The 12,751-nt window shown below is 47.1% G+C and carries 10 protein-coding genes; 6 read left to right on the top strand and 4 right to left on the bottom strand.

What is annotated here, in order from left to right; all coding sequences use genetic code 11:
* Positions 1 to 2: 2 nt before the first annotated feature.
* Positions 3 to 476, bottom strand: a complete 474-nt coding sequence (locus DXN05_RS05155) for a regulatory protein RecX (RefSeq protein WP_245975128.1) — start codon at positions 474 to 476, stop codon at positions 3 to 5.
* Positions 477 to 728: 252 nt separating this feature from the next.
* Here DXN05_RS05155 and dnaN point away from each other — a divergent pair, with 252 nt between their 5' ends.
* The 3 genes from dnaN (at position 729) to DXN05_RS05140 (ending at position 3,176) form a co-directional block, all read left to right on the top strand.
* Positions 729 to 1,844, top strand: a complete 1,116-nt coding sequence (gene dnaN / locus DXN05_RS05150; protein ID WP_116846104.1) for a DNA polymerase III subunit beta — start codon at positions 729 to 731, stop codon at positions 1,842 to 1,844.
* 64 nt (positions 1,845 to 1,908) lie between these two features.
* Positions 1,909 to 2,289, top strand: coding sequence for a putative signal transducing protein (locus DXN05_RS05145; protein ID WP_116846103.1), 381 nt, complete (start codon positions 1,909 to 1,911; stop codon positions 2,287 to 2,289).
* Between the two features lie 68 nt (positions 2,290 to 2,357).
* The gene (locus DXN05_RS05140; protein WP_116846102.1) at positions 2,358 to 3,176 is read left to right on the top strand and encodes a sterol desaturase family protein; all 819 of its coding nucleotides are present in this window, start codon (positions 2,358 to 2,360) and stop codon (positions 3,174 to 3,176) included.
* A gap of 37 nt (positions 3,177 to 3,213) precedes the next feature.
* Here the strand turns inward: DXN05_RS05140 and DXN05_RS05135 are convergent, their stop codons facing one another.
* The gene (locus DXN05_RS05135; protein ID WP_116846101.1) at positions 3,214 to 3,831 is read right to left on the bottom strand and encodes a GyrI-like domain-containing protein; all 618 of its coding nucleotides are present in this window, start codon (positions 3,829 to 3,831) and stop codon (positions 3,214 to 3,216) included.
* Positions 3,832 to 4,160: 329 nt separating this feature from the next.
* On the opposite strand from DXN05_RS05135, the gene DXN05_RS05130 reads away from it, so the two are divergent.
* Together DXN05_RS05130 and DXN05_RS05125 are read left to right on the top strand one after the other, a co-directional pair.
* A complete protein-coding gene (locus DXN05_RS05130; RefSeq protein WP_116846100.1) occupies positions 4,161 to 4,967 on the top strand; it encodes a phytanoyl-CoA dioxygenase family protein in 807 nt (268 codons plus the stop codon).
* Positions 4,968 to 5,062: 95 nt separating this feature from the next.
* Positions 5,063 to 6,013, top strand: coding sequence for a sugar phosphate isomerase/epimerase family protein (locus DXN05_RS05125; RefSeq protein WP_116846099.1), 951 nt, complete (start codon positions 5,063 to 5,065; stop codon positions 6,011 to 6,013).
* Positions 6,014 to 6,065: 52 nt separating this feature from the next.
* Here DXN05_RS05125 and treY read toward each other — a convergent pair whose 3' ends face one another.
* Positions 6,066 to 8,594, bottom strand: a complete 2,529-nt coding sequence (gene treY / locus DXN05_RS05120; RefSeq protein ID WP_116846098.1) for a malto-oligosyltrehalose synthase — start codon at positions 8,592 to 8,594, stop codon at positions 6,066 to 6,068.
* Positions 8,595 to 8,597: 3 nt separating this feature from the next.
* Positions 8,598 to 10,436, bottom strand: a complete 1,839-nt coding sequence (treZ, locus tag DXN05_RS05115; protein ID WP_116846097.1) for a malto-oligosyltrehalose trehalohydrolase — start codon at positions 10,434 to 10,436, stop codon at positions 8,598 to 8,600.
* A gap of 165 nt (positions 10,437 to 10,601) precedes the next feature.
* Here treZ and uvrB point away from each other — a divergent pair, with 165 nt between their 5' ends.
* Entirely contained in the window at positions 10,602 to 12,644 is a 2,043-nt protein-coding gene (gene uvrB / locus DXN05_RS05110; protein WP_116846096.1) for an excinuclease ABC subunit UvrB, read from the top strand.
* The last annotated feature ends 107 nt before the right edge of the window (positions 12,645 to 12,751 follow it).

The following is a 12,751-nucleotide window of genomic DNA, read 5'->3' as shown; positions in this document are numbered from 1 at the left end:
ATTTAAACAGGCATCTGTTGAATGGCTGCCTGTATCAGTTCCGGCTCAAATCCTTTTTGCAATAAATAACTGGTGGTTTTCATTTTGCGCACCAGCGGCGTTTCTTTCTCCAGCTGCTGCCAGCGGGCAGTTACCAGCTGCAGCACCATGGCCTGGTAAGCATCTTCATCAATGCTTTTTATGGCCCTGTTAATATTATACGTGCTCACTCTTTTGAGGGAAAGCTCATACCGTATTTTTTTCCTGCCCCATTTCTTTGTCCTGAAATGCCCGCCCGCAAACTGTTCTGCGTAACGGCTTTCGTTCAGGTAATCCTCTTCTATCAGTTGCGCCAAAATGGTTTCTACATCAGATTTGTATAAACCCATGCCATAGAGTTTTGTTTTTACCTCTTCATGACTGCGCTCCTGGTAGGCGCAATAATGCCGTATTTTAGGAATGGCCTTTTCTTTTGATATATTACCTTTTGTATACAATTGGTGTAACCGGTTTTATGGGAAATAAGCTGGGCGTGTACAGTGTGCCGGCAGTAAAAACAGCAATAGCAAAATCATAGCCGGCCCGGCGGTTTTGTCGCCAAAATTAATGAACAGGCGGGTAAAAAGGCCGTTTCCCGCACATATAATGCACATTTGCTATAGTAAAAGCCATTTATATAGCTAACGGGTGTTTTTATATTAACATTTTACTGTAGGTTTGTTGCCGCACATAAAAATGGTAGTGTAACTATGAAATTTATTGTATCCTCTTCTTCCTTGTTAAAGCATTTACAGCAAATCAGCGGGGTAATCAATGCCAATACAGTATTGCCTATCCTGGAAGATTTTCTTTTCGAGATCCAGGATAAAAAACTCACCATTATTGCCACCGATCTCGAAACCGTAATGCGCGTGCAAATGGATGTGGAAAGCAAGGTGAACGGAAAAGTGTGTATCCCTGCCAAAATCCTGATCGATTCGTTGAAAAACATTCCTGATCAGCCATTAACATTCAACATCGACAAAAATTTCGCCCTTGAAATTACCAGCGACAATGGTAAGTACAAGGTGATGGGCGAAAACCCCGATAACTTTCCCAAAGAACCTGCAGCTGATGATACCAACAGCTTTACCATGCCCAGCGGTGCACTGGTAACTGCCATCAACAAAACGCTGTTCGCCGTAAGCAACGACGACCTGCGCCCGGCTATGACAGGTGTGTATTTCGAATTAAGCAAAGATGCCATCCAGTTTGTAGCAACTGATGCGCACCGCCTGGTTCGTTACCGCAGAACCGATGTAAGCTGCCCGCGTGCCGACAGCTTTATTGCTCCCAAAAAACCATTGAACCTGCTGAAGAACGCGCTGCCCGACAACGACGATCTGCTTACCGTAAGCTACAACAGCAACCACCTGTTTGTAACACAAGGTTCAACACAGCTGATCTGTCGCCTTATCGATGCACGTTTCCCTGATTACAAAGTAGTGATCCCTACAGATAATCCTTACAAACTGATTGTTACCAAATCCGATTTCCAGAGCGCACTGCGCCGTGTAAGCGTATTCAGTAACAAAAGCACCAACCAGGTAGCACTGAACATCAGCGGCAGCGAACTGCAGCTGGCTGCGCAGGATGTTGATTTCAGTTTTGAAGGTAACGAACGCATGAACTGCCAGTACGATGGTACTGATCTGCAGATTGCGTTTAACGCCAAATTCCTGATCGAAATGCTCAATGCCGCAGATGGCGATGAGGTAAAAGTAGAATTGTCTACTTCTACCAAGGCCGGTATCATCAAACCCATTGAACAGGCAGAAGGAGAAGAGTTGCTGATGCTGGTAATGCCACTGATGCTCAACAGTTAGTTCTAACCCATTCTTGATAGAAGGCGCCCTCTCAGGGCGCTTTTTTTGTACCTTGTACGCCGAAATGGTCACCCTTCAAACATTCGACAACTATGTGCAGGCGCACATAAAACTGGGCTACCTGCAGGAGCATGGCATCACCGCTTTCCTGCAGGATGAATACAGCGCCACCATCAACCCGGCATTAAACAATGCCATCGGCGGAATCAAACTCCAGGTTACAGAAACCGATGCGCCACGCGCCTTTGAGTTGTTGCAGCAATTATTCGCACAACAACTGGCCCAACGCATTTGCCCCAACTGCGGCAGCAAAGAGCTGCAGCTGCGTGTAACAGTAAACCCGGTGAATGTATTTACCAAACTGCTGTCCGTATTATCATTCAACCCGGCACCTGCTACCATGCATTATTCCTGCCCGGTGTGCAACTATCAGTTTGAAGCTTAAATTGTTGCCGGCAGCCGGTTCAACACTCGCCGTTTTTTTGTAGATTACGGGTACAAGATTGCATTGCCATGGATCAGCTTATCCATTATTTTCAGCATATCCCGTCTGCGCACCGCGCGTTGATACTGGCCGGCGGCATTACCGTTTTCTGGTTAATGGAATCTGCCGTTCCGCTAACACGCTTCCGTTACAACAAATGGCGGCACGCAGGCATCAATTTCTTTTTCACTTTCACCACCATCATCATTAATTTTTTATTCGCATTGTTGCTGGTGTTCAGCAGCGACTGGTGCCAGCAGCATGGTGCAGGTATTTTACCCTGGATTGGCGTGCCTGTTTGGGCGCAGCTCATCATTGGTTTGCTGGTGCTTGATTTAATAGGTGCCTATTGTATACACTGGATACAGCACAAAATAAAATGGATGTGGAAGTTTCACATGATACACCATGCCGATACCCATGTTGATACCACCACAGCCAACAGGCATCACCCGGTAGAAAGTGTTTTCAGGGCCGTATTTACCATACTGGCCGTAATAGTTGCCGGTGCCCCCATGTGGCTGGTAATGCTGTACCAAAGTTTAAGCGTGGTACTTTCGCAGTTTAACCATGCCAATATAAAACTTGCACCCTGGTTTAACCGCACCGTTGGCTGGCTGCTGGTAACGCCTGCCATGCACCGCATTCATCACCATTACATACGCCCTGAGACCGATTCGAACTACGGCAATATTTTTCCTTTCTGGGATAAGTTGTTTGGCACTTACCATCGTGCACCTGCTTACCCTTTGCAATATGGCCTTGATGTGCTTGAAGGCCGTAACGATGAAAGCCTGAAACAACAACTGCTGCTGCCGTTTGATAAAAACATTAAAACAGATTATTAACAAACCACGCAGTACTGCTAAACTGTTGAATGTTTGTTCAGCCGTGTTCCAGCGTAAGCTTTACCGGCTGCCGTAAAATGGTTTTAAGTTGATGCGGTGCGGTTTTAAGCGGGTTGGATAAATAAATTTCGTGGTGTCTGCCGGTTGTTTCCAGCTCCCTGGCCGCAATGTAAGCATACAGGCGGTCGAGTGTTGGCTGTTCGGCACTGTACGGACCAATGTGCAATATTTGCGCACAATTACCCACATGCGTGTGTTGTAACTGTACATAGCGCAGCATGGGGAGTTGCTTTTGCGCCATCACCTGGTTAAGTACGCCGGTTAACATTGTTTGTGTTAACGAATCGGGCATGCGTATCAGCAGTTGCCAGCACCATTCACTGCGTTGCACATCCATACCACGTTTGCCGCTGTTGGTCCACCACAGGGCTTCCAGCTTGGGCACCACAAAATCTTCCTCCCGGCTTTTGTATAGCTGCTTTACAGCAAATGCAGCTGCATACAGGGTTTGAATGGCGTATTGAAAAGGCTGCGCCCCGGGATCTCCTTCACCGGCGAGTGATAAATGTGTACAGGTGTTAAACCGTTGCAAGGCCGGTTTGGCAGACGCTTTATAGTAGGCAGGGTATAATTTGCTGAAGTCTGTTTTTTGCATATACCAGTGTTTTTATGTTACAAAACAAACACACGTTTGTGTCAGCCCTATGTCAGCAGAAAGTAAAAAGCCAAACTTTTGAGGTAAAAATTAACTTCAGAGGGGATATTTCTGCGTTAAATTGCAGTAATTTGTAACTTGATTTGGTGGACTGGATCAAGTCTACTAATTTAGTAGACTATTTCAAACTAATGAAAACAGTCTGCATTTTTTCTTACAAAACCTTTCCGGCCAATATTACCGGGTACAAAATCTACTGTTGTTGTTGTGGCAGACCGATGGCACAATAACCGGCCTGTAACAACAATTTTCATTAGCAAAATTTCATTATGGCATCTTCATACCAAACGTTTACCCTGGCAGATAAGTTAACAAAGGAACAGCTTGCCTTTTTTGACCACTATGGTTTTATTCATTTCAAAAACTTTCTTACGGCAGATACGGTAAATGCAATTATCGCTGCATCAAAAGAAGTTGAGCAACGCTGGGTTGCCGACAGGGTGGAAAAAATAAATGGCGTGCCCATTAAATACGGCAAGGATTTAAACGGCGAAACCATTGTTCAGCGTTTCGCATTCATTAACCAGCACCACCCGCTGCTGGACAGGTTTATTAAAGACAAACGCCTGCAAACCCTGCTCGGCCTTATTGGTCCGGATGCAAGAATAGGCGAGAACGAAAAAGACGGCATGGTGTTTAATCACTATGTAAATGGGCCTGACAGCAAGTTTTCGCGCATGGGCTGGCATACCGACGGATTGCGGGATATTTTCCTGGGTCAGAAACTGAATCCCATGTTAAACGTAGGTATTCACCTGAGCAACCTGAAACCCGAAAACGGTGGCTTGCGTATTATTCCCGGAACACATCGTCAAAACCTGTACAACATGCTGTTCAGGAAAAGATATTTCCTCGATAACAAACCCGATAAAAACGAATGGGCTGTTATTCCTGAAGCAGGCGATTTAACCGTGCATGATGGCCGCTTGTGGCATCGCGTGGCGCAATCATCAGTAACAGGTGAGGCCAGCCGCAGAAGGGTAATTTATGTGCCCATCATTGCAGGCAAATATGCACCCAAAAACGAAAACAGCACCACTCCGCTGTACCAGCGTTTTGCAGGATTGGTGAAATAATTGAACCATCATATAAAGCCTTTTTGTATATTCAATGCAGCTTACCGGTAACGGTGGGCTGCATTTTTTTTGCTTACATCTGAAACTACAACTACATGCAAACTAACCGACGCCAATTCCTGATGCAGGTAACCGGGGCAGCAGCCGGTGTGGGCCTGATTAAACAAGCCTCCGCACAATCAGCAACCTTCGCTGCAGCCAAAGACAATTTCTTTAAAATCTCGCTCGCCGAATGGTCATTTCACAAATTGCTGTTCGCTAAAAAAATGGACAACCTCGACTTTCCCGTGGTGGCCAAACAGCAATATGGTATTGATACGGTGGAATACGTAAACCAGTTTTTTAAAGACAAAGCTACCGATACCGCTTATTTAAATGATTTGCTGAAACGCTGTAAAGACAATGGCGTTACCAACCACCTTATTATGGTTGATGGGGAAGGCCCACTGGCAGATCTTGACGACACCAAAAGAAAACAGGCTGTAGAAAATCATTATAAATGGGTTGATGCGGCCAAACACCTGGGCTGTATTACCATTCGCGTAAACACCTTTGGCCAGGGCAGCGATGCCGATGTGCAGAAAGCCGCTATAGACGGGCTTGGCAGGCTGGGTGAATATGCAGCCAAACAAAACATCAATGTGATCGTTGAAAATCATGGCGGCATTACCTCTAATGGCGAATGGCTCAGTTCAACCATTAAACAGGTGAACATGAAAAACGTAGGCATTCTGCCCGATTTCGGCAACTTCTGCGTAAAACGCGAAGGCGGCGGACCATGGGGCGGCAAATGCCTGGAAGAATATGACCGTTATAAAGGCGTATCTGAAATGGCGCCATACGCCAAAGGGGCCAGCGCCAAAACCTATGACTTTGATGCATCGGGTAACTGCATAGAAACAGATTATACCCGCATGATGAAAATATTAAAAGATTCCGGCTTTAAAGGATACGTGGGTATTGAATACGAGGGAGAAAAACTGAGCGAGGAAGAAGGCATACGCAAAACAAAAGCATTGCTCGAAAAAGTGGTGACCGAAATTTAAACCGGCATACCAATGTATATAGCCTGTGTTGCGCAAACAACACAGGCTTTTTTTATGAGCCAACCAGCACCGCTACGGGAAAATGCCGCAGTAAATCCTGCAGCTGAATAGTGTTGTTTTCTGCCTGCACCGTTTCACCGGTTAATATGTTTTGCCAGTGGCTGGGCCTGTTCCAGGGTAATTGCAATTGAACATCTTCAATGTCTTCTCCAATACCCATGCGCGCAACCGTAATAACCCAGCGGGGTTGCAGAATACGGGCATAGGCAACAGCAATTCTTTCCCGGCTTACCTCCAATGGAATATATTCACCGGTGCTGAACAACTGGGTATTGGCATTGCGCAAACCCAGCAGCTGTTTAATGAGATATAATTTTTGTGCGCCAAGCCGTTTGTTTTCGGCCGCCCATTCCAGCGCCGCAGCAACATGCTCTTTTTCCTTCAATGCCTCCAGCAATTGCCTGCGCACTTCATAATCTATAGGCCGGCGGTTATCGGGGTCTACCAAACTATGGTCCCATAATTCGCAGCCCTGGTAAATATCCGGTATGCCGGGCGCGGTGAGTTTAATGGCCGTTTGCACCAGTGAAAACTGACCGGCATCGTCAAGCAACCCATCTAAAAAACCAACAAAATGCTGCAGAAATGCATGACCAGGGTTTAACAACCCGTCAATAAACTCAATACAGGCATCTTCATACGCCGTATTGGGTTCGCCGTAGTTGGTTTCCACCTTTGCTTCGCGTAAGGCCTTTATCATAAACGCATGCATCCGCTCCCTGAAAGTTTCGTCACATTGCAGGCTTTGCGGAAAACTGCCGATAAGGGACTGGTAAATAAAATATTCATCATTGGCCGATGGTGCACGTTTACCATTTACCACCTGCAACAACGGTTCATTTACCTGTTGCCAATGCGTAACGGCCTTTATCCATTCAGCTGCATGTTCACTTAACACGGCAATACGCATACGCGCATCTTCACCACGCTTGGTATCATGGGTAGAACTCGTGTTAATGGAAAGCGGCGTATGCTGCTGGCGCGCCTTCATTTTGCTGTGAAAATCTTCTATACTGATGCCCAGCTGCGCAGGACTATCGCCTACTTCATTGTGCGCGATCAATGGGTTGTACACATAAAACGTGGTGTCTTCCACTCCCTTTGCAGCCAGCGGACCGGTAAACTGCATCAGTCTTTTCAGGAACAGCAGCTTTGGGCCATCCTGCGCATTACCTTCCGGTGTAAGAATGGCTTGCAGTAATTTCCACCCGTGCTGCAGGGAGGGCGCCTTGGGTTGCGCACGTTCCATAGCTATATCCATCAGTTGTTGCGAGGCAGCATCAAGCGGAAATGCATCCGGGTAAATACGGTACACCGGGAAAGCTGCCATCCACATGCCCAACGCTTCTTTCAGCTCCTCGGTATCATCCTCTTCTTTCACCAATTGCAATGTTGCGGCCAGGCCTAACAGGTTATCCAGCTCCCCATTCATCTGATCGAGCAGGAAATGATGCTTTTTTTCAAACACCATATCGTTGTAGGCTGGTGTAGCAGGCACCAGCGACTGGTAAAATGTACACAGTTCCGCACTTCCTTTTTTGTTGGTAAGCAGTTGTGCTGTAAATGCCAGGAATTCGTACCCGCTGGTGCCCTGTAATGCCCAATTGCGCGGCAACTGTTCACTGTACTCCAATATTTTCTCAGCAATAATATAGGCATCATCACCCAATGCCTTACGCAATTGCTCTACGTATGCAGCGGGGTTATACAGCCCGTCGATATGATCAATGCGCACGCCCTGTATCAGTCCTTTTTTATACAAATCAATAATCAGCGGGTGGTATTCATCAAATACGGCTTTGTCTTCCATGCGCAGGCATATTAAACTGTTCACGGTAAAAAAGCGCCGGTAATTCATCTGCAACTCAGCTTTTTTCCACCAGCTTAACAGGTAAAACTGTTGCTGCAGCAAATGTTTCAGTGCATCCGGGTGGCTGTTTAAATAATCGATGCCCTGCTGCGGACCGGAGGAAGCATAGGATTGCAAAATGCGGTAGGCAGGAAAGGAGAGCGGGTACACATTGTCGAAATACTTTACCACGCATTTATTATGCAGCCATTGCAATTGTATTTCTTTTTTATCAACAGCCTCTTCTGCATTCGAGCCAAGAAATGGTACCATCAGCTTACCGCAGATTTCAGGGTTGGGGTGGTGCCAGTTGATATCGAAAAAGCGGTGATAGGCAGAATGACCGCCCCTTTCCAGCACATCATTAAGGCGGGCATTGTCACTACTGAACGCCATGTGGTTGGGCACAATATCCTGCAGCCAGCTCATATTGTATGCCTTCAGCTGCCCGTTGATTTCTTCCAGCTCTTGCCTGGTACCTATTTCAGGATTAATCACCAGCGGGTCTGTAACATCATAGCCGTGCATACTGCCTTTTACCGCGGTGGTAATGGGCGATGCATAAATAGTGCTGATGCCGAGCTGTTTGAGATAAGGCAATATTTGCTTCAGGTCGCGGAACGTAAAACCACTGTGCAGCTGAACGCGATATGTAGCAATGGGAACTTTCATAGATTAGTGATTGTGTTTTTCAAATACCACAACAGATTCGGGCTGCACCTCAATGCGCTCTCCCGGTTGCACCAGCGATGCAGCTGCACTGCCGGGACCGTTCCATTCCGTTGCAGCGGAATCAAATAATTTGGTTAAGGCGAAATTTACACCAGGCTCCCAGTCGGCAGCCGCTTTGTCAAAGTTGAAACAGATCAGCAACTCACTGTGCTGATGTGTTCGTTGTAGTACCAGCAGTTTGCTATCGCCAAAGCCCTGTACCTGCATACTGTTTCGCCCGCGGCCCTGCAAGGCAGTATGCGTTTTGCGCAGCTGTATCAATGTTTGGTAATACGCCAGCATTGTAGCTGCAGGGTTCTCCTGTATATTCCACGACAATACAGATCTGTCAAAACTGCTTACATCCTGCGGATCAGGAAAATCACCCTCGAACTTAAAATAGGCAAACTCTTCCCTGCGCCCCTTGCGCACAATTTCAGCAAGCTGCTCATTTTCGTGATCTACAAAAAACAGGAACGGATTTTTTTCACCATACTCTTCTCCCATAAACAGCAACGGAATATAAGGCGATAAAAGCGTAGCGGCAGCTGCCAGTTTCAGTGCCTCGTATGAAACCAGTGTGCCCAGCCTGTCGCCCATTAACCGGTTGCCTGTTTGATCATGATTTTGTGTAAACACCACAAACTGGTCATAGGGGTTTTCAACAACTGAGGAGCCGAAGTTTTTTTTGCGGTGCACAGAGTAGTTGCCATTGTACACATAGGTATCGCGAAAGGCCTTTTCAATATGCAGCATTTTACCAAAGTCTTCATAATACCCATTCACTTCACCGGTTAATACACTGTGCACTGCATGGTGAAACTCATCTATCCACTGCGCATCGAGGTTGTAGCCGCCTTTTTCTGCAGGGTTGATGTAGCGGGTATTGTTTAAGTCTATTTCTGCGATCAGTATTTTTTTGCTCCCGGTTTGCTGCTCCAGCGCCTGCACAGCTTCTTTCAGTTGCTGCATAAAATGATGTGCACTGAAATCCCAGATGGCATGCACCGCATCCATTCGCAGCCCGTCAATATGAAATTCATCCAGCCACTGCAATGCATTTTGCAGATAGTAATTACGCACACCATCGCACCAGGCACTATCGTAGTTCAATGCAGCACCCCAGGGTGTTTTGTATTTATCGGTAAAATACGGGCCGAAATCGTTCAGGTAATTGCCATCTGGCCCCAGGTGATTGTACACCACATCGAGTATTACGGCAATGCCTGCCAGGTGCGCCGCATCAACCAGCCGTTTTAAACCTTGCACGCCACCGTAGTTGTGCTGCACCGCAAAGGGGTATGCGCCATCGTATCCCCAGTTGCGCTTACCGGGAAACTGGTTCACCGGCATTAATTCAATGGCAGTAATGCCCAGCTGTTGCAGGTAATCAAGCTTATTGATAATGCCCTCAAAAGTATGTTCAGGAGAAAAAGTGCCGGTATGCAATTCGTAAATAACCAGGTCGCGCTTTTCAATGCCGGCCCAGTCTGCATCATGCCACTCAAAATCACGGCTCACGACTTCCGACGCACCGTGCACACTATCGGGCTGCGATAATGATGCGGGATCTGGCCTTTGCAATTCGCCATCCAGTATAAACACATACCGTGCACCCGGTGCAATGGGAAGGGTAACTGACCAATAACCGAAATCATCCTGCTGCATGGGCCAGGTTTGCGGTTGCGGATGCGTAATACACACATCCACTTTTTTGCGAAACGGTGCCCATACAACAAAATCACAATCGCCGTTCTGGTTATAAAATGCGCCGGTGCGCTGATAAAGGGAATGGTGGCTCATGTTGCGAAACGCAACAAACTCTGTGCAAACTGTGTTTTAGATGAATACCCGAAAATACCAGGCAGCCGTTGCGGAAGTTTTGCTACAAACGGGGCGTTATCAATTTTGTTAATCCCTTCCGCGTTGCTATTATTTTTAGTAATTTTATCAGCTAGGAGAAAACACATGCCATTTAAATTACATTCTGCTTACCAGCCATCCGGTGATCAGCCTGCCGCCATTGCACAGCTCACCGAGGGTTTACAAAATGGTGAGCGATTTCAAACCCTGCTGGGTGTTACAGGTTCAGGAAAAACCTTTACCATGGCCAATGTGATTGCCAATATTCAAAGGCCCACACTGGTACTCACACACAACAAAACGCTGGTGGCGCAGCTGTATGGTGAGTTTAAACAGTTTTTCCCTGAAAATGCCGTAGGCTATTTTGTAAGCTACTACGATTATTACCAGCCGGAAGCCTATATGCCGGTGAGTGATACTTACATAGAAAAAGACTTAAGCATTAACGAAGAGCTGGACAAGCTGCGCCTGCAGGCTACCAGCCAGCTGCTTACCGGCCGCCGCGATATTGTGGTGGTGGCGAGCGTGAGCTGTATTTACGGTATGGGTAACCCCACCGAGTTTGAAAACGGCATTATCCGTATTCAGCGCGGGCAGGTTATTTCACGCCAGGCTTTCCTGCATGCACTCGTGAACAGTTTGTACTCACGCACACAGGTAGATTTTAAACGCGGCACCTTCCGCGTAAAAGGTGACACTGTGGATATTAACCTGCCGTATGCCGACTATGGTTACCGCATAACATTCTTCGGCGATGAAATTGAAGAGCTGGAAAGTATTGAGATCAACACGTCCAAACGCATCAGTCCGCTGGACAATGCCGCCATCTTCCCGGCCAACCTGTACCTCGCACCAAAAAATATGCAGCAGCAGATTATGTACGAGATACAGGATGAAATGATGCAGCAAACCGAATACTTTACCCGCATGGGCAAGCTCATTGAAGCCCAGCGCATCAAAGAACGTGTACAGTACGACCTTGAAATGATCCGCGAGCTGGGGTATTGCAACGGCATCGAAAACTATTCCCGGTTTTTCGACAGGCGTAACCCCGGTGCCAGGCCATTCTGTTTGCTGGATTATTTCCCGAAGGATTTTGTGTGTATGATTGATGAAAGCCACCAGACTGTTCCGCAGATTGCAGGCATGTACGGCGGTGACCGCAGCCGCAAACTGGTACTGGTAGATTACGGATTCAGGCTGCCCAGCGCACTCGATAACCGTCCGCTTAACTTTCATGAGTTTGAAAGCATGGTTGGCCAAACGGTATTTGTGAGCGCCACACCAGGCGATTACGAGCTGGAATCAACCGGCGGTGTGGTGGTAGAACAGGTGGTTCGCCCCACAGGCCTGCTGGAGCCGCCCATTGAAATACGCCCCAGTATTAACCAGATTGATGACCTGCTCGATGAAATTGACAAACGGGTAAAAAAAGGCGACCGCGTGCTGGTGACTACCCTTACCAAACGCATGGCCGAAGAAATGGATAAATACCTGCACCGCATCAACATCAAATCAAAGTACATACACAGCGATGTAGATACCCTGGAAAGGGTGGAAATACTGCGTCAGCTGCGCCTGGGCGAAATTGATGTGCTGGTGGGCGTAAACCTGCTGCGCGAAGGGTTGGATTTACCGGAAGTGTCACTGGTGGCTATTCTTGATGCAGACAAGGAAGGTTTTCTGCGCAATGAAAAATCATTAACGCAAACGGCAGGCCGTGCAGCGCGTAATGCAGATGGGCTGGTAATATTCTACGCCGATACCATGACTGAAAGCATGCAGCGTACCATAGATGAAACAGATCGCCGCCGTGAAAAACAAATTGCCCACAACCTCGCACATGGTATTGTTCCCAAAACCGTGAAAAAATCTATTGAACAGATTATGAAACAAACTTCTGTTCTGGATATTAAGGGCTTTGACGAAAAAAGTGCATATGCCATCCCTGCAGATCGCGATATTGTTACCTCGCAGGCCGCTGAAGAACAGGTGGTGTACAAAACCATTCCGCAAATGGAAAAAGCCATCAGCAAAGTGAAAAAGGAAATGGAAAAAGCAGCGCGTGATCTCGATTTTATTGAAGCAGCGCGTTTGCGCGATGAGATGTTCCGGATGCAGAAAGAGCTGGAGGGTATGAAAGCATAAACAGCATACTACACACTTCCCCCAATAAAAAGGGAGCCGGTTGACCCAGGCTCCCTTTATACTTTTTAAAAAACCATAAGGAACTTTGAATACGAACGTCCGGTAAT

Source organism: Deminuibacter soli, from assembly GCF_003412455.1.
In the GTDB taxonomy this organism is placed as follows: domain Bacteria; phylum Bacteroidota; class Bacteroidia; order Chitinophagales; family Chitinophagaceae; genus Deminuibacter; species Deminuibacter soli.
This window is presented reverse-complemented; position numbering and strand designations above follow the sequence as displayed.

Excerpts from the sequence above, each read along its gene's own strand:
- dnaN (WP_116846104.1), top strand. The coding sequence starts at position 729 with ATGAAATTTATTGTATCCTCTTCTTCCTTGTTAAAGCATTTACAGCAA.
- DXN05_RS05145 (WP_116846103.1), top strand. The coding sequence starts at position 1,909 with ATGGTCACCCTTCAAACATTCGACAACTATGTGCAGGCGCACATAAAA.
- DXN05_RS05140 (WP_116846102.1), top strand. The coding sequence starts at position 2,358 with ATGGATCAGCTTATCCATTATTTTCAGCATATCCCGTCTGCGCACCGC.
- DXN05_RS05135 (WP_116846101.1), bottom strand. The coding sequence starts at position 3,831 with ATGCAAAAAACAGACTTCAGCAAATTATACCCTGCCTACTATAAAGCG.
- DXN05_RS05130 (WP_116846100.1), top strand. The coding sequence starts at position 4,161 with ATGGCATCTTCATACCAAACGTTTACCCTGGCAGATAAGTTAACAAAG.
- DXN05_RS05125 (WP_116846099.1), top strand. The coding sequence starts at position 5,063 with ATGCAAACTAACCGACGCCAATTCCTGATGCAGGTAACCGGGGCAGCA.
- treY (WP_116846098.1), bottom strand. The coding sequence starts at position 8,594 with ATGAAAGTTCCCATTGCTACATATCGCGTTCAGCTGCACAGTGGTTTT.
- treZ (WP_116846097.1), bottom strand. The coding sequence starts at position 10,436 with ATGAGCCACCATTCCCTTTATCAGCGCACCGGCGCATTTTATAACCAG.
- uvrB (WP_116846096.1), top strand. The coding sequence starts at position 10,602 with ATGCCATTTAAATTACATTCTGCTTACCAGCCATCCGGTGATCAGCCT.